The sequence below is a fragment of the Rhizobacter sp. Root1221 genome (genome assembly GCF_001425785.1).
Lineage (GTDB): Bacteria > Pseudomonadota > Gammaproteobacteria > Burkholderiales > Burkholderiaceae_C > Rhizobacter.
This window is the reverse complement of record NZ_LMDI01000038.1, coordinates 1-20026: the sequence shown is the minus strand read 5'-3', so window position 1 is coordinate 20026 and position 20026 is coordinate 1. Positions and strand designations below refer to the sequence as shown.

Genomic DNA, 20026 nt, shown 5'->3' with positions numbered 1-20026 from the left:
NGTCGACCATGGCGCGACGGCCGCCTACAGTGGCAACACGACGGGCACCTACGGCAGCTTCGTGGTCGACGCCGSCACRGGCGTGTGGACKTACACGCTAGACAACACCCACCAGAACCTGGCGCAGGACGAAAGCCACACCGAGACCTTTGCGGTCACGGTGACCGACGACAAGGGTGCGACCGCGACTCAAGCCGTGGCCCTGACGATACACGCTAGACAACACCCACCAGAACCTGGCGCAGGACGAAAGCCACACCGAGACCTTTGCGGTCACGGTGACCGACGACAAGGGTGCGACCGCGACTCAAGCCGTGGYCCTGACGATCAYGGGCACCAATGACGCGCCGGTGATCACCAGCGCTTTGCAGAGCGGCGCGGTCAAGGAAGACACGGCGCTGACAGTTACCGGCACGGTCAGTTCCAGCGACGTCGACCATGGCGCGACGGCCGCCTACAGTGGCAACACGACGGGCAGTTACGGCAGCTTCGCGGTCGACGCGAGCACGGGCGTGTGGACCTACACGCTGGACAACGCCAATCATCAGAACCTGGCGCAGGACGAAACTCATACCGAGACCTTCACGGTGACCGTGACGGACGACAAGGGTGCGACCGTGACCCAGGACGTGATCCTGACCATCACCGGCACCAACGACGGTCCGGTGATCACCAGCGCCGTGCAGAGCGGCGTGGTCAAGGAAGACACCGCGCTGACCGCCACCGGTACGGTGGCCTCCAGCGATGTCGATCATGGCGCGACGGCCGCCTACAGCGGCAACACGACGGGCAGTTACGGCAGCTTCGTGGTCGACGCGGGCACGGGCGTGTGGACCTACACGCTGGACAACACCAATCATCAGAACCTGGCGCAGGACGAAACTCATACCGAGACCTTCGCGGTCACCGTGACGGACGACTTCGGTGCCACCGCAGTGCAGAACGTGTTGCTGACTATCACCGGTACCAACGACGCGCCGGCAATCACCAGCGCTGTGCAGAGCGGGACGGTCAAGGAAGACACCGCGCTGACCGCCACCGGTACGGTGGCCTCCAGCGATGTCGACCATGGCGCGACGGCCGCCTACAGCGGCAACACGACGGGCACCTACGGCAGCTTCGAGGTCGACGCGGGCACGGGCGTGTGGACCTACACGCTGGACAACACCAATCATCAGAACCTGGCGCAGGGTGAATCCCAGCACGAGACCTTCACGGTGACCGTGACGGACGACAAGGGTGCGACCGCGACCCAGGACGTGATCGTGACCATCACCGGCACCAACGATGTGCCCGTGATCACCAGCACGGCGCAAAGCGGCACGGTCAAGGAAGACACCACGCTGACAGCCACCGGTACGGTGGCCTCCAGCGATGTCGACCATGGCGCGACGGCCGCCTACAGTGGCAACACGACGGGCACCTACGGCAGCTTCGTGGTCGACGCCGGCACAGGCGTGTGGACGTACACGCTCCGCGACTCAAGCCGTGGCCCTGACGATCACGGGCACCAATGACGCGCCGGTGATCACCAGCGCTTTGCAGAGCGGCACCGTCAAGGAAGACACCACGCTGACGGCCACCGGCACAGTGGCCTCCAGCGATGTCGACCATGGCGCGACGGCCGCCTACAGTGGCAACACGACGGGCAGCTACGGCAGCTTCGTGGTCGACGCCGCCACGGGCGTGTGGACTTACACGCTGGACAACACCCAGCAGAACCTGGCGCAGGACGAAAGCCACACCGAGAYCTTTGCGGTCACGGTGACCGACGACAAGGGTGCGACCGCGACTCAAGCCGTGGTCCTGACGATCACCGGCACCAATGACGCGCCGGTCATCACCAGCGCAGCGCAGAGCGGTGCGGTCAAAGAAGACACGGCGCTGACAGTTACCGGCACGATCAGTTCCAGCGACGTCGACCATGGCGCGACGGCTGCCTACAGCGGCGCCGCAACGGGAACGTACGGCAGCTTCGCGGTCGACGCGAGCACGGGCGTGTGGACCTACACCCTGGACAACGCCAATCATCAGAACCTGGCGCAGGGCGAAACCCAGCACGAGACCTTCACGGTGACCGTGACGGACGACAAGGGTGCGACCGCGACCCAGGACGTGATCGTGACCATTACGGGCGCCAACGATGCGCCCGTGATCACCAGCACGGCGCAGAGCGGCGCGGTCAAGGAAGACACCACGCTGACGGCCACCGGCACGGTGGCCTGCAGCGATGTCGACCATGGCGCGACGGCTGCCTACAGCGGCAACATGACGGGCACCTACGGAAGCTTCGTGGTCGAGGCTGCCACGGGCGTGTGGACTTACACGCTGGAGAACACCCACCAGAACCTGGCGCAGGGTGAATCCCAGAGCGAGACCTTCACCGTCACGGTGACCGACGACATGGGTGCGACCGCGACTCAGGACGTCGTGTTGACCATCACCGGCACCAACGACGCGCCGGTGATCAGCAGCGCGGAGCAGAGGGGCACCGTCAAGGAAGACGTCACGCTGACGGCGACCGGCACGGTGGCCTCCAGCGATGTCGACCATGGCGCGACGGCCGCCTACAGTGGCAACACGACGGGCACCTACGGCAGCTTCGTGGTCGACGCCGGCACAGGTGTGTGGACGTACACGCTAGACAACACCCACCAGAACCTGGCGCAGGACGAAAGCCACACCGAGANCTACGGCAGCTTCGTGGTCGACGCCGGCACAGGTGTGTGGACGTACACGCTAGACAACACCCACCAGAACCTGGCGCAGGACGAAAGCCACACCGAGACCTTCACGGTCACCGTGACCGACGATAGGGGCGCGACCGCGATCCAGGACGTGATCCTGACTATCACGGGCACCAACGACGCGCCGGCAATCACCAGCGCTGCGCAGAGCAGCACCGTCAAGGAAGACACCACGCTGACGGCCACCGGCACGGTGGCCTCCAGCGATGTCGACCATGGCGCGACGGCCGCCTACAGTGGCAACACGACGGGCAGCTACGGCAGCTTCATGGTCGACGCCGCCACGGGCGTGTGGACTTACACGCTGGACAACACCCACCAGAACCTGGCACAGGACGAAACCCATACCGAAACCTTCGCGGTCACGGTGACGGACGACTTCGGTGGCACCGCAGTGCAGAACGTGGTGCTGACCATCACGGGCACCAACGATGCGCCCGTGATCACCAGCACGGCGCAGAGCGACACGGTCAAGGAAGACACCACGCTGACGGCCACCGGCACGGTGGCCTCCAGCGATGTCGACCATGGCGCGACGGCCGCCTACAGCGGCAACACGACGGGCACCTACGGTAGCTTCGCAGTCGACGCGGGCACGGGCGTGTGGACTTACACGCTGGACAACACCCACCAGAGCCTGGCGCAGGGTGAATCCCAGAGCGAGACCTTTACCGTCACCGTGACCGACGACAAGGGGGCGGTCGCGACCCAAGACGTGGTGCTGACCATCACCGGTACCAACGACGCGCCGGTGGCAGTGGTCGACGTCAATAATGGAAATGAAGACGCAAGCATCACCGGCACGGTGGCCAGCAACGACAGCGACGTCGATGATGGCGCAGTCCTGACCTACAGCCTGAATGTCCCTGTGGCCGGCCTCGTGATTGCCACCGACGGCAACTACAGCTTCAACGCAGGAAACGCCGCGTACCAGCACCTGGGCCTGGGCGACACCACCAACGTGGTGGCCAGCTACACGGTGACCGACGAGCACGGCGCTGCGAACACCAGCACGCTGACGATCACGCTGACCGGGACCAACGACGGACCGATCGCGGTGGTCGACACCAACAGCGGTGTCGAAGACACGACCCTCACTGGCACGTTAGCCACCAACGACAGCGACGCCGACGACGGCGCGAGCTTGACCTACAGCCTGAACGCTCCGGTGGCCGGGCTGACGCTCGCTGCCAACGGCAGCTACAGCTTCAACGCGGCCAACGCCGCGTACCAGCACCTGGCCCAAGGTGCGACCGCCAACGTGGTGGCCAACTACACCGTGACCGACGAGCACGGTGCGACGAGCATCAGCGCGCTGACGATCACGCTGACCGGCACCAACGACGGCCCGGTGGCGGTGGCTGACGTGGCCGCCGGCACGGAAAACCAGACCCTCACGATCGGCGTGCTGGGCAACGACACCGACGTGGACGACGGGCACGTGTTCACGCTGAACACGGCGAGTGCGCCGGCGGGCAAGGGCACGGCCAGCGTGGTGGCCAACCAGGTGGTGTTCACCCCTGGGAGCGACTTCGACCACCTGGCGCAGGGCGCGGTCGAGCACGTGACGCTGAGCTACGAGATGCAGGACCAGTTCGGCGTGACCTCGACGAGCACGGTGGACGTGACGATCACCGGGACCAACGATGCGTCGGTGTTGAACGCTGCGGTGACGCCGGCTCTCTCCAGTATTGCCGAGGATGCGGGCGCACCGAGCGGGGCGGTTGGCACGCTCGTCACGAGCTTGGTCGACTTGAATCCGCCTGTTGCTGGACTCAACAACACAAGCGATGCAGACGATGCAGCGGTGACGGGCATCGCGATTACCGGCACGAACTCAAGCAACGGCACCTGGTGGTACTCGGCCAACAATGGTGTTGCGTGGACGCAGGTTGGTGCAGTTTCCGACTCATCCGCACTGCTGTTGGCGGCGAACGCGAACACGCGCCTCTACTTCCAGGGGAACTCGAACTTCAATGGGACCGTCAGCGACGGCATCACCTTCCGAGCGTGGGATCAAACGAGCGGCACGGCGGGGACCAAGGTGAGCACTTCGACGAACGGCGGCACCTCGGCGTTCTCAATCGCGACCGACACGGCCAGCATTGTGGTTAGCGCGGTCAACGACAACCCGGTCGCCGTGGCCGACAGGCTCATCGTTTCAAACAACACGATCGTCACGATTGCGGCAAGCTCACTTATTGCCAACGACAACGACATCGACGGCTTCGCGTTGGCCATCACCAGCGTCGGGATCGCAACCGGCATCACCGACCTCATGCTGGACGCCACCAACGGCACGATCAGCTTCAGCAGCGGCAGCACGGTCGGCGCTACCGCTGGCAGTTTCCAGTACACGGTGTCCGATGGAGCGGGTGGGACTACGACGGCAACGGCAACGATCGACATCAGGGCCGTGGCCAGCGGCAACACCGCCGAGACAATCGACCTCGGCGCGGCCGGGACTTACCAGGCCTCCTATATCGATGGTCGGGGTGGTATGGACAGGCTCACAGGTGGAGCCGCCGGCGACATCTTCATTGGGGGAACCGGCAATGATGACTTGGTCGGTTCAGCTGGCAACGACTTCCTGGGCGGCGGCGACGGCGGTGACGCACTGTCGGGCGGTGCCGGCAACGACGTGCTGCGCGGTGGTCAGGGCAATGACAACATTGACGGTGGGGCCGGTACGGAGGATCTGATTGACTTCTCCGATGCGGCGGGTGCCGGCGGCATCACAGCATTCACTCTGACCCAGTCCAGCAGCGACACTACCTTCAACACACCCGGCACGACATCTCTTGGAAATGATACGTACAGGAACATCGAGGGTGTCATCGGTACCACCAACGCCGACATCCTCGCCGGCAGCGGCCTTAACGACATCATTCGCGGTGGTGGCGGCAACGACGCGCTCGACGGAAAAGCCGGCAACGACCTGATTGATTTCTCCGACGCCGCGGCCGGCATTGCCTTCACGCTCGTGAACAACGGTTCCGGTACCGTGTTCAACACCGGCGCGGCGGGTCTCGGCAGCGACACGTACTCGGGTTTCGAAGGAGTGATTGGCACGGCCTTCGCGGACACGCTCACCGGCTCGGCGTCTGCCGACCAGTTGCGCGGCGGTGTCGGCAACGACGTGATCAACGGCCTCGCCGGTGACGACCGAATCGTCGGCGGTGCCGGCGCCGACACGCTCACGGGTGGCACGGACAACGACACCTTCGTGTTCGATTCGGCGCCGAATGCCGTCGACTCGATCACCGACTTCAACGCCTCCGGGTTAGCGGCGAGTGGCGACCTTCTCGAACTGTCGCTGGCGACATTCATGGCGCTCACGACGGCGAGCGGCAGTACGTTGTTGTCGAGTGATTTCGCGTCGTCGAACGGCGGTGGTGCGGCGGACACAGTGGGCGCGGCCGTGCACGTGATCTACGACAGCACGACGGGCAACCTGTACTACGACTCGGACGGTTTGGGCGCCGGAAATCGCACGCTCGTGGCGTCGCTGACGCTGAGCAGTCAAGCGGACACCTTCGACTACAACGACATCAAGGTTGGCCCGTAACCATGTGCCACCCGGCCTCGCGCCGGGTGGCGCTGGTCCTTTGAGCGAGCGAGGTCGCAGTCCCACCTGGATCGGGGGTCGAAGTCGACCCTTTCATGGATTCGTGCGGTACGACCACCTGCCGATGAAAGCTCAGCGTTAGGATGATTTTCACTCTGGAAGAGTCGATGAAATCCTTGATCCACCTTCTCCGCCGCCCGCTTCTCCACGTCGCGAGCCTCTCCTTCTTCGTCAACCTCCTTCTCCTCGTCCCCGCGCTCTTCATGCTGCAGGTCTTCGACCGCGTGCTGGCGAGCCAGAGCGGCGAGACCTTGCTGGTGTTGATGGTCGGCGTCGGCATTGCGCTCTCCTTGCTGCTCGCCCTCGACTACCTGCGTGCCCGCTTGCAGGGGGTGGCCGGCAACATCGTCGCCGAGTCGCTGTCGCCCGCGGTCACGAAGATCGTCATCGCACAGGGCGCGCGGCGCAGTGGTCGTGGCAGTTCGGAGGGCCTGCGTGACGTGGGCTCGCTGCGTGCGCTGTTTTCGGCGCAGGGCCTGCTCGCACTCTTCGATGCGCCATGGGCGGTCGTCTATGTGGCCGTCATCTGGCTCGCCCATCCGGTGCTCGGCATGGCCGCGGCGGGTGCAGCGCTGGTGATGCTGGCGTTGGCGCTGATCAACGACGCGGTCACCCGCCGCGAGATCGAGGCCTTGCAAAAGGCCGCGGCCGGCGCGACCCGCTACCTCGAGGCCTCGCTGCACAACGCCGAGGTGGCACAAACGCTGGGCATGACCGATGCGCTCATCGCACGCTGGCGCCAGAAGAACGCCGAGGTCACGGCGCTGCAACAGCCCACCGCCACCAAGACCGTCGCGATGGCGGCGTTGACGCGCATCGTGCGCCAGGCGGTTCAGGTGCTGATGATGGCGCTCGGCGCCTACCTGGTGATCAGCGGCGAGGCGAGTGCGGGCATGATGATCGCCACCACCACGCTGCTCGGCCGCGCGCTCGCACCGGTCGAACTGATCGTCGGCAGCTGGCGCATCCTCGCCGAAGGGCGCGCATCGTTTCGCCGCCTGGGCGAGTTGCTGAACGCTGCCGAAGCGCAGCCGCTGCGCATGACCCTGCCCGCGCCCAGCGGCGAACTCTTGGCGGAGAACCTGATGTTCCGCGCGCCGCAGGGCGAGCGCATGCTGATCGCGGGCGTGTCGCTGCAACTCGCCGCAGGCGAGTCGCTCGCCATCATCGGCGCCAGCGGCGCGGGCAAGTCGACGCTGGTGCGCCTGCTGACGGGCGTGTGGAAGCCCAGCGCGGGCGCGGTGCGGCTCGACCAGGCCGATTTGTCGCAGTGGCCGCGTGAAGACCTCGGCCCGTGGCTGGGCTACGTGCCGCAGGACGTCGAGCTGTTCCCCGGCACGGTGGCCGAGAACATCGCACGCCTGGGCGAGGTGGACTCGGGCCAGGTCGTGCGGGCTGCGCAGCGCGCCAACGTGCACGATCTGATCCTGTCGCTGCCCGAGGGCTACGACACGATCGTCGATCCGCACAGTGCCCTCATCTCTCCCGGCCAGCGCCAACGCATCGCCCTGGCGCGTGCCCTGTATGGCGAGCCGAAGCTGGTGATCCTCGACGAGCCCAATTCCAATCTCGACGGCGCCGGCGAAGCGGCGCTGGCCGAGGCCTTGAAGGCCCTGCGCGGGCAGGCTACGGTGGTGGTGGTCACGCACCGCGCCACGCTGATCCAGCATGTCGACAAGATGCTGGTGCTCGACGCCGGCAAGACCCAGCACTACGGCCCGACGGCCGACGTGATGAAGGCGATGCAGCAGAAGGCCCCGCAGGCGGTGCAGCCCGGCGGTGGCGGGGCGCTGGTCGTTGCCATGCCGCCGCGTGCGGTGCCGCCGGCAGAGCGTGGCGCGAGCCAGGTTGAACGCGAGGAGAAGGTGTCATGAGCGCTGCGGTGATGAATGCGATGGATCCCGAGGCGCCGCTGGCGCAGCACCTGATCGAGGCGCGCAAGCTCGCTCGCCGGGCCGGCGTGGTGCTCCTGATGGGCCTCGTTCCGGCGGCCGCGTGGCTGGCGTGTGCGCCGCTGTCGGCCGCCGTCGTCGCAAGCTCCTTCGTCAAGGTCGACCTCGACCGCCGTGTGGTGCAGCATGCCGAGGGCGGAACAGTGCGCGAGGTGAAGGTGCGCGACGGCCAGCATGTGGTGCAAGGCGAGCCGCTGCTGGTGCTGGGAGACGTGTCGGTCGATGCCGACCTGAACCGCCTCAACTACCGCGTGATCGTCGAGCGCGCCAGCCTGGCGCGGCTCGAGGCCGAACAGGTGTCGGCCGCAACGCTGCAGTTTCCGGCGGACGTGATCGATGCGGCCCGCAGCGACACGAGGCTGACCGAGCAGATGGCCAAGGAGCGCGCGCTGTTCGGCGCGCGCCGCGAGGCGCTGGTCGGCCAGTCGGTGCTGCTGCGTTCGCAGCAGGCCAAGGTGGCGCAGGAGGCGACGGCGCTGCGCGCGCAGATCACCCAGGCCACTGAATCGCAAAGGCACCAGACGGCCGAGCTCGAGACCAACCGCCGCCTGCTGAGCGACGGCTTCATCTCCGCCACCCGCATCTCGCAACTGGAGGCCACGGTGGCCGACTACGGCGTCAAGCTCGAGGAAAAGCGTGCCGACCTGGCACGCGCCGAGCAACGCCTGGTCGACGCCGACCTGCGCATCAAGTCGCTCGAGGGCGACTACCGGCAGCAGGCGAGCGACCAGCTGAAGGTGAGCGCAGCCAAGCTCGCCGAGCTTCAGCAGGAGCAGCGCAAGACCGTCGATGCATCGAGCCGGCAGGTGATCGTGGCGCCCGTGGCCGGTGACGTGATCAACCTGAAGTTCACCACGCCGGGCAGCATGGTGTCGCCACGCGAACCCATCGCCGACATCGTGCCGAGCAACCCGCGCCTGGTGGTCGAGGCACACATCCGCACCGAAGACGTGAGCCGGGTCCAGCAAGGCCAGCCGGCCGACATCCGCTTCACCGCGTTCAAGTACCGCACCACGCGGCTGGTGCAGGGCAAGGTGTTCTACGTGGCAGCCGACCGCACGCTCGACCGGCAGACCAACCAGGCCTATTACGTGGCACTGATCGAGGCCGACCCGGCATCGCTCGCGAAGGCAGGCGACGTGAAACTACAGGCCGGCATGCCGGCCGACGTGTACATCACCGGTGAGGAACGCACGCCGCTGCAATACCTGATCGAGCCCGTGACGCAGGTGCTGAGGCGTGCGGGGCGAGAACGTTGAGCCTGGCGTTGGCCGTGTTGCTGTTGGCCGAGTCGCGCATTTTGGGCCATTGACATCACCCAAAATGCGCCAGAGGCCGCTCGCATCTTCGGCCGAGTTCGCATTCTCCCGAACCCCTTCGCGCCGTGGTCGCCAAGGAATCCGATCGCGGCCAGTATCAGGCATCGGAAACCGCGATGGAGGAGCGACCATGAACAATGCGAGCTGCACGACTAGTGTCGGGCACCCTGCTCAAACGGGGCACTCATGGCGGCCCTTGCTGGTGCTGGCTGCCCCTCTGGTCAACGTCGACGACAGTGGATGGGCGGACATCGCCTCGACGGCCACGGAGGCCCTGGCCCTGCTGCGGCAGCACCGGCCCACCCGCGTCTTCATCGACTTCGAGAAGCTGGCGTGCGGCACGACGGGAACGCATCTGGCGCGGCGCGTGAAGGCGGAGGATCCCACGGTGTCGGTCTTCCTGCTGTCTCGCAGCGTGCATCCCGCGGTGGCCCTGTGGGGCCAGTCTTGCGGCGCGTTCGCCGTCATGCCGCGAAGCCGCGAATCCATTGCCTCCTGCCTGTCCGGCTGGAGCCACCAGGTCTGCGGGGCCGACGATTTCGGCAACCCGACGTCCAGTTCGACCCTGCATGCGGCCCGGCGCCTCGTGATCTCGAGCCTGTTGTCGCTGGGCCGACTGAACCCGGACGCCCTGCAGGCGCTGGACCTGGCGGTGGAGAAGCTCCGTGCGGACACAGGCTGTCGCCACAAGGCCTGCGCCACCGACATGGCACACGCCATCGCCGAGCGGATCGGCTCGTCACGCCAGCGCTCGGCATTGCTCGGCTGGCTGGACCAGGTGGCCCCCTTGCATGACCGTTCGGCGGCGCAGAAGATCCGGCCGAGGTTCGCGCCGGTCCGGCCCGTCGCCGGGGCGATGGGCGAGCACGCCATGCGGGTCGCCTGACACCCTCGCTCTCGCCCCTCTGCGGGTCCGGGCACTCGCACGCTAATCCGTTTTCCCGAAATGCTCGACAAGTATGTCGATCAAGACCCGAATCTTTCGGGAGGGAAAGGCACCCGGCGGGCGTACGACGAACATGCCGGCTTCGGGGACAGGGTAGTCCGCCAGCAAGGGCACGAGGGCGCCCGCCGCGATGTGCGGGTCGGTCAGGAAATCGGGCAATGCGGCAATTCCCACGCCGGCCAAGGCGGCCGCCAGCAACGCTTCACCGTTGTCGGCGAAGAAGCGCCCGCGCGGGCGAACCGTGACGGTCTTGTGCCCATCGCCGATTTGCCAGACTTCGCCCTTCTTTGTCACCGCCTGGTGATGTGCCAGATCCTCCACGGTCAGGGGCGTTCCATGCGCCGCGATGTAGGCGGGGCTGGCGACGAGCCTGCCCCTGAAGGCGGCGATTCGCCGGGCGATGAGGCTCGAGTCGGACAGGAAGCCGAGCCGTACCGCGCAATCGAACCCCTCGCTGACGAGGTCCACGAAGCGATCGCTGTAGGACGTCTCCACCTGCAGCTGGGGGTGGCGCCGGGCGAGTTCTGCGAACACCGGTGCCAGTTGGCTCGTCCCGAATGACAGCGGCGCGGCGATGCGAAGCAGCCCGCGGATCTCGCCTTCCGGCGACAGCGTCTCTTGCGCGGCGTCGATCTCGGCCACGATGCGCATGGCGTGCTCGCGGAAGGTGGCGCCGGCCTCGGTGATGGCCGAGCCCCGGGTGGTGCGCGAGAGCAGTTGAACGCCGAGCGCCTCCTCCAGCCGGGCCAGCCTCCGGCTGACGATCGACTTGGACAGCCCCAGCCGGCGCGCGCCGGGGGCCACGCCGCCAGTGTCCGCGACCTCTACGAAGGTCCTGAGGTCTTCCAGATCCATGGCGTTCCTGTTTGAGCAACTCGGTAGGCTGCATTCTGGGGCTAGCGGATCGACATTTGGAACTGCAACATGCAAGCACCTGATGACCAGTCCTGGAGACCAAACCCCATGCGTGATGCTTCGATCGCTGCCGTTGGCCGCTTCCTTCTTGCCGCCTTGTTCCTGATCAGCGGCCTGTCCAAACTGGGCGCTACCGCAGCGACCACGAGCTACATCGCCTCGGCCGGTTTGCCGCTGCCCGGCGTGGCCTACGCGATCACGCTCTTGGTCGAGATCGGCGGTGGGTTGCTGCTGCTGATCGGCTTCCAGGCGAAGCCGGTGGCCGTGGTGCTGGCGCTCTTCACCCTGGGCGCAGCCATCTTCTTTCACAACAACTTCGCTGACCAGAACCAGGCGATCCACTTCGTCAAGAACCTTGCCATTGCGGGTGGCTTGCTCCAAGTGGCCGCGGCAGGCGCCGGGCGACTGAGCCTCGATGCGCGTCGCCTTCAACAAAAGGCCTGATCGGGCCAGATTGATTTGGGAGTACGGAGATGAACCTGTTGCATGTCGATCCCAGCATTCCCGGCCAACACCCGGAGAACGCACGGCCCACCGGCAACGACGCGGCGGAGGCAACCCGGCGTGTTGCATTCCGTACCCGGGGCCACGGTGAAGGACCGATCAATCGGCTGATGAGCCCATCCGACCTCGGGCAGCAGCTCAAGCCGTTCGTGTTCCTCGACATCTTCGACCTGGATGAAGAGTTCTTGCGCGCCTCGGCCTCCGGCGGTGGCATGCCGATCCATCCCCATTCAGGCGTTGCGACCGTCACGGTCCTCACCGAGGGGCACTTGCGCTACGACGATCCGACCATCGGCTCCGGCACGATCGCCCACGGCGGGGTGGAATGGATGCGCGCTGGCGGTGGGGTGTGGCACGGCAAGGAGATGTCCCCGGCGCCTGACCTGTCGCGCGTCCGGGGCTTCCAGCTCTGGCTCGCGCTCCCGCCCGACGTTGAAAATGGTGCGCCGGAGAGTCGCTACATCGAGGCTGGAGACATGCCGCGCGCCGGCCCGGCCTATGTCATCGTTGGCACCCATGACGGCGTTTCGAGCCCCGTGCCGGCCCCGACGGGCGTCAACTACCTGCTCGTCACCCTGCGGGCCGGCGATCGTTGGATCTACCACCCGCCGGCAGGCCACGACGTCGGCTGGCTTGCACTCGCCACCGGCGTCCTCGACGCAGGCACGTCCATCAGCGCGGGTGAGATGGTGCTGTTCGAGCACGGTGAAGAAGCCATCGCCCTGCAGGCCGGTGCTGGCGAGGATGCCGTGTTCGTGCTGGGCTCGGCGGTGCCACATCCTCATCCCTTGCACCTTGGCCACTATTCCGTCCACACCTCTGCGGCAGCCCTGGTGGAAGGGGAGCGCCGCATTGCCGAGTTGGGCCGCCAATTGCGCGCGATGGGAGACCGGCGCACGTCATCAGGGACGGTGCCGGTATTCCGATAGGCGGCAACCCACCGGCGGCACGTGGCGTCAGGCGCGAGCGCCGGCGGCCACCTCCTCCAGCGCGTCGACAAAACGCTGGAGGTCCGGCAGCGTCGTATACACATGCGGCGACACGCGCAGGCCGCGCAGCTGCCGCACCTCGCGGTACTTCGTGTGAATGCGGTGGGTTTCGCGCAGCTCGCGCTCGATCCGCCTGGCGTCCGTGCCGTCAATCGAGAACAGGCTCAGCGCCCCGAGCCCGTCACCGTCGATGGGCGTGTGCAGCCTGAAGCCGGGGATGCGCCGTGCCATGCCCACCCAGTGGCGGGTCAGCGCGCGCAGCCGCGCGTGAATGCGCGCGGCGCCCATTTCGCGATGGAATGCGATCGCCGGCGCGATCCCGGCCTGCAACGCGGAGTTGTAGGTGCCAAGGTTCCAGTGGTCGAACTTGTCGACACCCGGCGACGGGTCGAACGGCCCCAGCAGCGGCCACGTCGAACCGATGCGCTCCCGGGCGACGATCAGCATGCCGTTGCCCACCGGTGCCCCCAGCCATTTGTGCAGGCTCGTCGCGAAGTAGTCGCAGCCCAGTTCGCGAAAGCTCAGCGGCATCTGCGCGAAGGTCTGGGCACCGTCCACGACGCTGGCGATGCCATGTTCGCGCGCCAGCGCGCAAAGTCGCTGCGCAGGCAGCAGCCGGCCGGTCCAGTGCAGCATGTGGGTGATCTGCATGGCCTTCGTGCGCGGCGTCAAGGCCCTGGCGTAGGCCGCCACGATCGCTTCGTCGCTGTCCATCGGGTCGAAGTCCACCGGTACGACACGGATGCCTTCACGCTGTTCGCGCTGCCGCCAGGCGGCGCGCATGCTGGGGTAGTCCCATTCGCACACCACCACTTCGTCGCCGCGCGAGAGCGGCAGGCCGAAGATGGCCGTGCACAGGCCTTCGGTCGTGTTGCGGTTCAGGGCGATCTCGTCGGGATCGCAATCGGCCACGGCGGCCAGCTGCTGTTTGATGGCAGGCAGGTCCGCGTCGAGCTTGCTCCACATGTTGACGTCGGGGTTGGCACTGATGAAGCGCAGGGCCTCGACCGTCCTCTGCTCCACCTCGAGCGGTGGCGGGCTGACGGCGGCGTTGTTCAGGTTGAGCAAAGGCTGCTGCGCCGGGTAGCGCGCGCGCACGCTTTCCCAGTACTTGTCGTCGTCGTCGTGGGCCAGTCGTCGGTCGGACATCATCTTGTCACGCCTTGCGCGTGAAGCGGGGAGGGGCCACGATGATGCGGCAAGGGCGGGCGCATGTGATGCTGAAATGGGTCGCGCCTGTGGTTGAACGTCGGCTCTTGGGTCTTGGGTTCAGCAGGTTCTTGGCGTGCAAGCCAGGTGCCACGGAATGAAAGTTGCGGTTCCAGGCACCGGGATGATCGGCCTGCCCGCCGCCTGCCCGCTGCCTGGCGTCGCAGTGGCCGCCAAGGTCTGCATCTTCGGCCTTTCGTTGCGAAGGAGTTGGTCTACGCCCGCGCAATGTGAATCGGCCCGATCTGGGACAGCCAACGACCTTGGACTTACTGGGTGGTCTCAATCCGAACGGAAAATTCATGATCCATAGTGGTCGCGGGGCCACCTCGCCGCTCGGGTATATCGTTCAGGCCGCACGGCGCTCGTCCCATATGGTCACGCGAGCGGTCATCAGGAGCCGATCATCGACCCCCATCAGCAAATTCACATGCGGAGCTCACAGTTCCGAACCGCATCGGCCCCGTTCGCAGTTGATCCTGAGCGACTCATCGCTGCTGCGCCCGCCACACCGGACTGCATATCGCTCGAGGCCAGGTTCTGCGGTTGTCAGTCGCGCGATTGGCGCTACGCAGCCAAAGAAGATCGCGGCCTGTTCCGCCTCACGCCACCAATTTCCTTGCGCGGCCGGTGTCGCTTCAGCCACGACCAGGTTGGACTGTCGAGGCGATGCCGGGGCAGTCACAGGGCGGGCTCGAATTGCCTGTCCCGTTGGCGCACCATCGAATTCATTTGGGGTGACCAACGGATTCGTCAAGCCCGCGGGAACTGTTTCGCTGACCGGGGGAACTGCCGTGGCTGCAATGGCCGGTGGCTGCACTTCGCGCGCAGGCAACGCATCAGAAGGCGAACGTGATGTCGGCGGAGCAGCAGCCGGCGCGTTCGGGCTCACCCGGGCAAACTCGAACGCGGTCACTCGATTGTTTGCGGTGACCTCGAACCGAATCACATCGTTCGGATTCGAGAACTGATCGCAGCAGTCTTTGAGGATGAGGTTGCCTGTCACCATCTGATGAGGATCCACGGTATTTTCTTGCAGGATCGAAGCTGCCGCCTCCTCTTGTGCCTGAGCGCTGTAGTGGACTTGCCGGATGCCGAGGCCGGTGGCGCCAGCCACAGCCGCACCCGCGAAGATGCCACTCATCGGATCGTAGACGCGCACTGTGTTTGATCCGGCAAAGCCAGCGCTACCGCTCCGGGTCCACACCGAACCGGCATAGTTCGACTGATACGTCTGATGCGATGCGCTGTATGCGGCTGCACCGGCCGCCAGACCACCAAGAAGGGCCAGGGCAATCTGCTTCCCTTGCTTCTCCGATTTGATCTCGTCGATTTTGTCGACATACGTGTAGATCGGAACGGATGCGCCTCGGAAGTAGGCGCGGATGTTGTTCACGGAAAAATCAACCGTGCCAGCTGAGTTATTGGCGAACCCGATCGTGAAAGTCGGTTGGGTCGGCCCTTGTGTCTTGAAGGTCGGATAGATGAAGACTTCGTGGTCTTCGTTCTTCACGGAGAGCGTTCCAACCCCTTGTACATACTTCAGCCTTTGGTCCGGGCCGATCAGTTGTGGTCGGTATGCGATCAGTGTCGAGCAACCACTGAGCAGGCAAGTCAGCAGCGCGAGTGACGGGAGCTTCATGGTTCGCTTTCTTCCCTGGCGGGTTTGGAGGTACGCCACCTTATGACTCGTGGCCGTAGAGCACCAAGTGATCTTCGTACTCCCTCGATCTGGGGGCAGCATGGGACAAAAGCTCGTAAGCGGTCGACACACGTCCTTGAACCCGCAGCCGTGACCTGACAGGCTACGTTCCCACATAGTGGCAGGTGGTGACAGCGCATGGACTTGAGTTGCGTCGGCGGGAGGTGCCATCTTCCGAGTTTCAAGTCGCGCGATGAATCCGTGTTGCTTCCTGGGGGGCGTTCCATGCCCCCTGACGAACTTCCGTTCGCGGCCAGGGCGATTGGCATTGCTCGAACACATCCCGAATCCTGTCTGGTTTCGAGACGGCGTTTCTCCTAGGACAAATATCCCAGGAAATTGCGCCTCGCTCCCCTCGCTTGTGACCTTGCATGCCACGGTTGCTACGCGCACCATCGTTCCGTACTTTGGGGAAACCGTCATGGGAAAGTTGAGATTCGGTATCACAACAGTGCTGATTGCAGTAAGTCAGTTCGCATCGGCACACGGTGGCGGTCTCAATGCGGAGGGGTGCCACAACAACCGCAAGACAGGCGACTACCACTGTCATCGGGCTCCGACCCAGAGGGTTGACGCCCGAGCGGAGTTGCTCAGTTCGCCAAGCGTTGCCAACAACGAAATTCGAACATCTGCTGCTCCAGTGGTTCAACCAACAACCCGGTCACCCTGCTACACCGGACCTCGCGGCGGCACGTACACCATCACGGCGAGCGGCCGGAAGAATTACAGCGGCTGCTGATGAAAGTCCTCATCCTTCTCGGTGCTGCGGCTCTCTTGGGATTTGCCGAGCTTCACAGCGCGGCGCCTGCGTCACCGCCAATCGTGCCAATACATGCGCCTTCGCCGGAAGCAGCGTCAGGGACGCTGCCGACAGCGGCGCGCAGTGCCAAATCGACGCACGCTCCGCTCGTCGAGTCTGTCACTTCGCCGATCTTTCGCGGGGCTACGCGTGCACGGTTGATTGCTCGGGCCACGAAGTCGGATATGAATGGGCGGAGGAAAACGATATCGACGACCCAGACGACTGTGGCGGAAAATCCGAATCGTTCATCGAAGGATGTCGCTCGTATGCCGAAGAGCAAGGGGCCGATGCGGAGGATGAAGGCGATGACAACAACGACGAAGGGGCAGATGTTTATGAGGAATGAAGCGTCAATTCATGTTGCCGCCGACCCAAAACTGAGCCAGGTGAAGAACCTACTCTGCTGCCTTTTTGTGCAACAGAGGACGGGAAGTGTTTCGTGGTTCAGTCCTCGCATCGCTCGACATGGTGGGTGTGCGTCACTACCTCGCTCGTAAGGCCGAAATCAACCCGGTCGCCTACATGAACCTGCTGGCGAGGTTATCCCGCAACAGGTGATGACGGAACTCGGTGGGGTGACCTTCGTTGTCCAAACGATGTCGGCCGAGACGGCGCGCCTTGTGCGCGGTGTACTGCGTAGTCCGATGGAGGGCAACGTGTCGAGAGCCCGATGGCGCGATGTTGGGGCACAGCGTGCCGCCGCTCACGGTCGATCAGGATTGACCTCGCCATACCCTATGGCATGGTCAGCCGGCGTTGAACTGTCGTCGCATGTCGAGGGGCGCGGAGCCCTGAACGATCCGGCGCGGTGGCAGTCACAAAGATGCGCAAAAGTTCGTGTGAGAAAATTCTTGGTACCAACCGTTCCTACCTAGCGCCTCGCCATGCTCAAGTCTCTCAAATACTCAGAATCTGCCGGGCAGCCGCAGGAGTGGCGGTTGGAACGCACCGAGTTCGGTCGGGTGAACTTGCTGGTCGGGAAGAACTCGACTGGAAAGTCTCGCGCGATGAACACGCTGGCTGGGCTCGCTCACATTCTTTCTGGCAAGCTTTCCGTTGTCTATCAAAGCGGGGCGTTCGAAGCTGAATTCGAGTTGGAGCACGGCGCCTACGAGCTTGAGCTTCATATGCACGCGGGAAACGTTGTCCGCGAAGTGCTCCGAGTAAACGGCGCGCTTGTGCTCGAACGCAGCGAAGAGGGGCGGGGGAAAATCTGGTTCGAACAGTTGCAAGAATTCGTCTCGTTCGAGTTGGACCCGCGTCAGTTCGCTCTGCCCAACCGGCGGGACAAGTTGCAGCATCCTTTCGCGGTCGAACTTGCCGAATGGGCGGCAGGGGTCACCCTCGTCCCTTTCGGCTCGGAATTGGGGAAGCGGGAGTTGGCCCTAGGGCAGGTCGCAATCATTCAATCCGCGGGGCGGCTTCAGGACCGCCCGTCGCTGATCAATGTTTACATCAGCTCTTTCGTGGCGTACGGCGCGGACTACGATCACGCGATCGTCCGGGGCATGCGAAAGTTGGGCTACTCGATCTCGGCTGTTCACGCAAAGCAGTTGCCGTCCGACTTGTTCCCAGGACTTCAGGAAGCTCCCATCGGCCTCGTGATCCACGACGACGAGTTGAATCTTGAAATTCCACAGACCCACATGTCGCAGGGACAGTACCGGGCACTCGCCTTGGTCATTCACTTGAATGCCGCGATGTTCTCGGGCTCGGAGACTCTGTGCCTGATCGATGACATCGGTGAAGGGCTCGACTACGAGCGAGCATCGTTGCTGGTAGAAATCGCCATTGAACTCGCCCAACAGAGCCAGTTTCAACTTGTGATGACTAGCAACGATCGCTTCGTGATGAACAAAGTGCCGCTTCAATACTGGGCTGTGTTGGAGCGGAAGAAGCACACGGTCCGCGCGTATACGGCGCGGAACTCGCCTCAAGCGTTCGAAGATTTCAAGTTTCTCGGTTTGAGCAACTTCGACTTTTTCACGGCCGGTCGCTACCACTGACCAGGCGACATCGTGCGCAAGGTTGCCATCTTCGTCGAGGGCTTGACCGAGGTCGAACTGACGGTGAGGCTGGTCGAGCACTTGTGCCATAGCCATCACTACACCGTTGAAGTGCAGCGGCAGTATGGCGGCAACCTTCTCCCCGTACGTGCAACCCCCGCGGCTCCGAACCAAGCGCCGACCATCCACGTCACCATCGTCAACTGTTGTAGCGACGGGCAGGTGGTTACTCAAATCAAGGAGCGGTACGCCGGACTGCAGGCTGCAGGGTACACATCGGTACTCGGCTTGCAAGATCTCTATCCCAACTTCAGTGCAACGGACGTCCCGAAACTCCAGCAGGGCTTCGCACGTGTTTTGCCGCAAGGGACGATCCCAAGGGCGCTTCATTTCGCCGAGTTGGAGACCGAGGCGTGGTTCATCGATGAGCACACGCACTATTCGCGAATCGCGCCCGCTTTGACGGTCGAGGTGATCGTTGCGGCGGGATTCGACATCGTGACGAGCGTGGGGCATACGTGGCCGCATCCGGCCGACACCCTTCATCGCATCTACAAGTTGGGCAACAGGGCCTACAAGAAGCGTGGCAAGACCATCTGCCGGACCGTGAATGCGATGTCGCTACCGGATATGCTGGGCGACGGGCGGCAGCGCTCACCGAGTTTTCACCGATTCATTGCCTCGCTTGAGGCGTCGTTGTTTTAGCCCACCGCAGATTCGGGGCAAAGGAAGGGTGCTCAGCGCAGTTTCGCGAGGGCAGACGCGCGGACGATGCCGGCCTTGGCTTTCACGTTGATGTGGCTGTAGCGCTTGACGACTTCCAGGGTCTTGTGGCCGAGTACGGTCGCGATCTCGACGGCGCTGCGTCCCTCGCGGGCCAGGGTGCTGCCAACGGTGTGCCGCATGTCGTGCAGCCGCGCCTCATTCAGCCCGGCCCGACGAAGCAAACGCTCGAACGACTTCGCGACTGCGAACGGCTTGCCCGTGCCCCGCACTGCCGGGAACAGGAAATCGTCGTTGGGCGGCAGCCCGAGGCGCTTGATCTCACGCACGACTGCCGCCGTCAGGATCATGACCTTGATGTCGCCGTTCTTCGTTTGGTGTGCGGTGGCTGTGGGTTGCTCAATATTGAGGTCGAGGTCTCGCCCTCGAAGTTGGAGAAGTTCTCCGCGCCGCGCGCCGGTGGTGAGCGCCATCAACGTGAACAGGCGTAAGCTCCCCCAACCAGTAGACACCTGAATCTGGAGAATGCGGCCTCACAAGGAAGACGAGGACGCGATGAGAAAGAGCAAGTTCAGCGAGAGCCA

At 64.5% G+C, this 20026-nt stretch carries 15 protein-coding genes and 2 pseudogenes; 13 read left to right on the top strand and 4 right to left on the bottom strand.

Annotation, left to right across the window (positions count from 1 at the left end):
* Nucleotide 1: 1 nt before the first annotated feature.
* The 7 genes and pseudogenes from ASC87_RS33880 to ASC87_RS23060 form a co-directional block, all read left to right on the top strand.
* Nucleotides 2–343, top strand: a 342-nt coding sequence (locus ASC87_RS33880) for a VCBS domain-containing protein (RefSeq protein ID WP_369820785.1), incomplete at its 5' end; no start/stop codon positions are given.
* Nucleotides 279–1517 (top strand): VCBS domain-containing protein, encoded by a 1239-nt coding sequence (locus ASC87_RS23080; RefSeq protein ID WP_056668127.1) that lies wholly within the window; start codon nucleotides 279–281, stop codon nucleotides 1515–1517. The genes ASC87_RS33880 and ASC87_RS23080, both read left to right, overlap by 65 nt.
* A pseudogene (locus ASC87_RS33875) lies at nucleotides 1405–2689 on the top strand (VCBS domain-containing protein); the annotation flags it as partial. The gene ASC87_RS23080 and the pseudogene ASC87_RS33875, both read left to right, overlap by 113 nt.
* 1 nt (nucleotide 2690) lies before the next feature.
* Nucleotides 2691–6315 (top strand): VCBS domain-containing protein (locus ASC87_RS23075; protein ID WP_255359228.1); only part of this gene is annotated, 3625 nt, incomplete at its 5' end.
* A 167-nt stretch (nucleotides 6316–6482) separates the two neighbouring features.
* A complete protein-coding gene (locus tag ASC87_RS23070) occupies nucleotides 6483–8249 on the top strand; it encodes a type I secretion system permease/ATPase (protein ID WP_056668121.1) in 1767 nt (588 codons plus the stop codon).
* The gene (locus ASC87_RS23065) at nucleotides 8246–9586 is read left to right on the top strand and encodes an HlyD family type I secretion periplasmic adaptor subunit (RefSeq protein ID WP_157604257.1); all 1341 of its coding nucleotides are present in this window, start codon (nucleotides 8246–8248) and stop codon (nucleotides 9584–9586) included. Before ASC87_RS23070 ends, ASC87_RS23065 begins: the two co-directional genes overlap by 4 nt.
* 190 nt (nucleotides 9587–9776) lie before the next feature.
* On the top strand, nucleotides 9777–10532 hold the full coding sequence (locus ASC87_RS23060; RefSeq protein ID WP_157604255.1) for a response regulator: 756 nt from the start codon (nucleotides 9777–9779) through the stop codon (nucleotides 10530–10532).
* A 42-nt stretch (nucleotides 10533–10574) separates the two neighbouring features.
* Here the strand turns inward: ASC87_RS23060 and ASC87_RS23055 are convergent, their stop codons facing one another.
* Nucleotides 10575–11447 carry a LysR family transcriptional regulator gene (locus ASC87_RS23055; protein WP_056668117.1) on the bottom strand — a complete coding sequence of 291 codons (873 nt, stop codon included), beginning with the start codon at nucleotides 11445–11447 and terminating at the stop codon, nucleotides 10575–10577.
* Between the two features lie 108 nt (nucleotides 11448–11555).
* Here ASC87_RS23055 and ASC87_RS23050 point away from each other — a divergent pair, with 108 nt between their 5' ends.
* Together ASC87_RS23050 and ASC87_RS23045 are read left to right on the top strand one after the other, a co-directional pair.
* A complete protein-coding gene (locus ASC87_RS23050) occupies nucleotides 11556–11951 on the top strand; it encodes a DoxX family protein (RefSeq protein WP_056668112.1) in 396 nt (131 codons plus the stop codon).
* 29 nt (nucleotides 11952–11980) lie between these two features.
* Nucleotides 11981–12940 carry a pirin family protein gene (locus tag ASC87_RS23045; protein ID WP_200954494.1) on the top strand — a complete coding sequence of 320 codons (960 nt, stop codon included), beginning with the start codon at nucleotides 11981–11983 and terminating at the stop codon, nucleotides 12938–12940.
* Between the two features lie 27 nt (nucleotides 12941–12967).
* Here the strand turns inward: ASC87_RS23045 and ASC87_RS23040 are convergent, their stop codons facing one another.
* Together ASC87_RS23040 and ASC87_RS32090 are read right to left on the bottom strand one after the other, a co-directional pair.
* Nucleotides 12968–14149 carry an aminotransferase class V-fold PLP-dependent enzyme gene (locus ASC87_RS23040; RefSeq protein WP_235582255.1) on the bottom strand — a complete coding sequence of 394 codons (1182 nt, stop codon included), beginning with the start codon at nucleotides 14147–14149 and terminating at the stop codon, nucleotides 12968–12970.
* A gap of 499 nt (nucleotides 14150–14648) precedes the next feature.
* Nucleotides 14649–15851: a hypothetical protein gene (locus ASC87_RS32090; protein WP_157604253.1), complete on the bottom strand. Its 1203-nt coding sequence runs from the start codon at nucleotides 15849–15851 to the stop codon at nucleotides 14649–14651.
* A 253-nt stretch (nucleotides 15852–16104) separates the two neighbouring features.
* Between ASC87_RS32090 and ASC87_RS33870 the strand changes: the two are divergent.
* The 4 genes and pseudogenes from ASC87_RS33870 to ASC87_RS23030 form a co-directional block, all read left to right on the top strand.
* Nucleotides 16105–16428 (top strand): annotated as a pseudogene (locus ASC87_RS33870) (hypothetical protein); the annotation flags it as partial.
* Between the two features lie 88 nt (nucleotides 16429–16516).
* On the top strand, nucleotides 16517–17059 hold the full coding sequence (locus ASC87_RS33355) for a hypothetical protein (RefSeq protein WP_235582254.1): 543 nt from the start codon (nucleotides 16517–16519) through the stop codon (nucleotides 17057–17059).
* A 592-nt stretch (nucleotides 17060–17651) separates the two neighbouring features.
* Nucleotides 17652–18719 (top strand): AAA family ATPase, encoded by a 1068-nt coding sequence (locus ASC87_RS23035; protein ID WP_235582253.1) that lies wholly within the window; start codon nucleotides 17652–17654, stop codon nucleotides 18717–18719.
* 12 nt (nucleotides 18720–18731) lie between these two features.
* Entirely contained in the window at nucleotides 18732–19424 is a 693-nt protein-coding gene (locus tag ASC87_RS23030) for a hypothetical protein (RefSeq protein WP_056668104.1), read from the top strand.
* A 32-nt stretch (nucleotides 19425–19456) separates the two neighbouring features.
* Here the strand turns inward: ASC87_RS23030 and ASC87_RS23025 are convergent, their stop codons facing one another.
* Nucleotides 19457–19954, bottom strand: a complete 498-nt coding sequence (locus ASC87_RS23025) for a site-specific integrase (protein ID WP_255359227.1) — start codon at nucleotides 19952–19954, stop codon at nucleotides 19457–19459.
* Nucleotides 19955–20026 lie beyond the last annotated feature (72 nt).

Coding starts and splice junctions, on each gene's coding strand:
- ASC87_RS23070 (WP_056668121.1), top strand. CDS start 6,483: ATGAAATCCTTGATCCACCTTCTCCGCCGCCCGCTTCTCCACGTCGCG.
- ASC87_RS23065 (WP_157604257.1), top strand. CDS start 8,246: ATGAGCGCTGCGGTGATGAATGCGATGGATCCCGAGGCGCCGCTGGCG.
- ASC87_RS23060 (WP_157604255.1), top strand. CDS start 9,777: ATGAACAATGCGAGCTGCACGACTAGTGTCGGGCACCCTGCTCAAACG.
- ASC87_RS23055 (WP_056668117.1), bottom strand. CDS start 11,447: ATGGATCTGGAAGACCTCAGGACCTTCGTAGAGGTCGCGGACACTGGC.
- ASC87_RS23050 (WP_056668112.1), top strand. CDS start 11,556: ATGCGTGATGCTTCGATCGCTGCCGTTGGCCGCTTCCTTCTTGCCGCC.
- ASC87_RS23045 (WP_200954494.1), top strand. CDS start 11,981: ATGAACCTGTTGCATGTCGATCCCAGCATTCCCGGCCAACACCCGGAG.
- ASC87_RS23040 (WP_235582255.1), bottom strand. CDS start 14,149: ATGTCCGACCGACGACTGGCCCACGACGACGACGACAAGTACTGGGAA.
- ASC87_RS32090 (WP_157604253.1), bottom strand. CDS start 15,851: ATGAAGCTCCCGTCACTCGCGCTGCTGACTTGCCTGCTCAGTGGTTGC.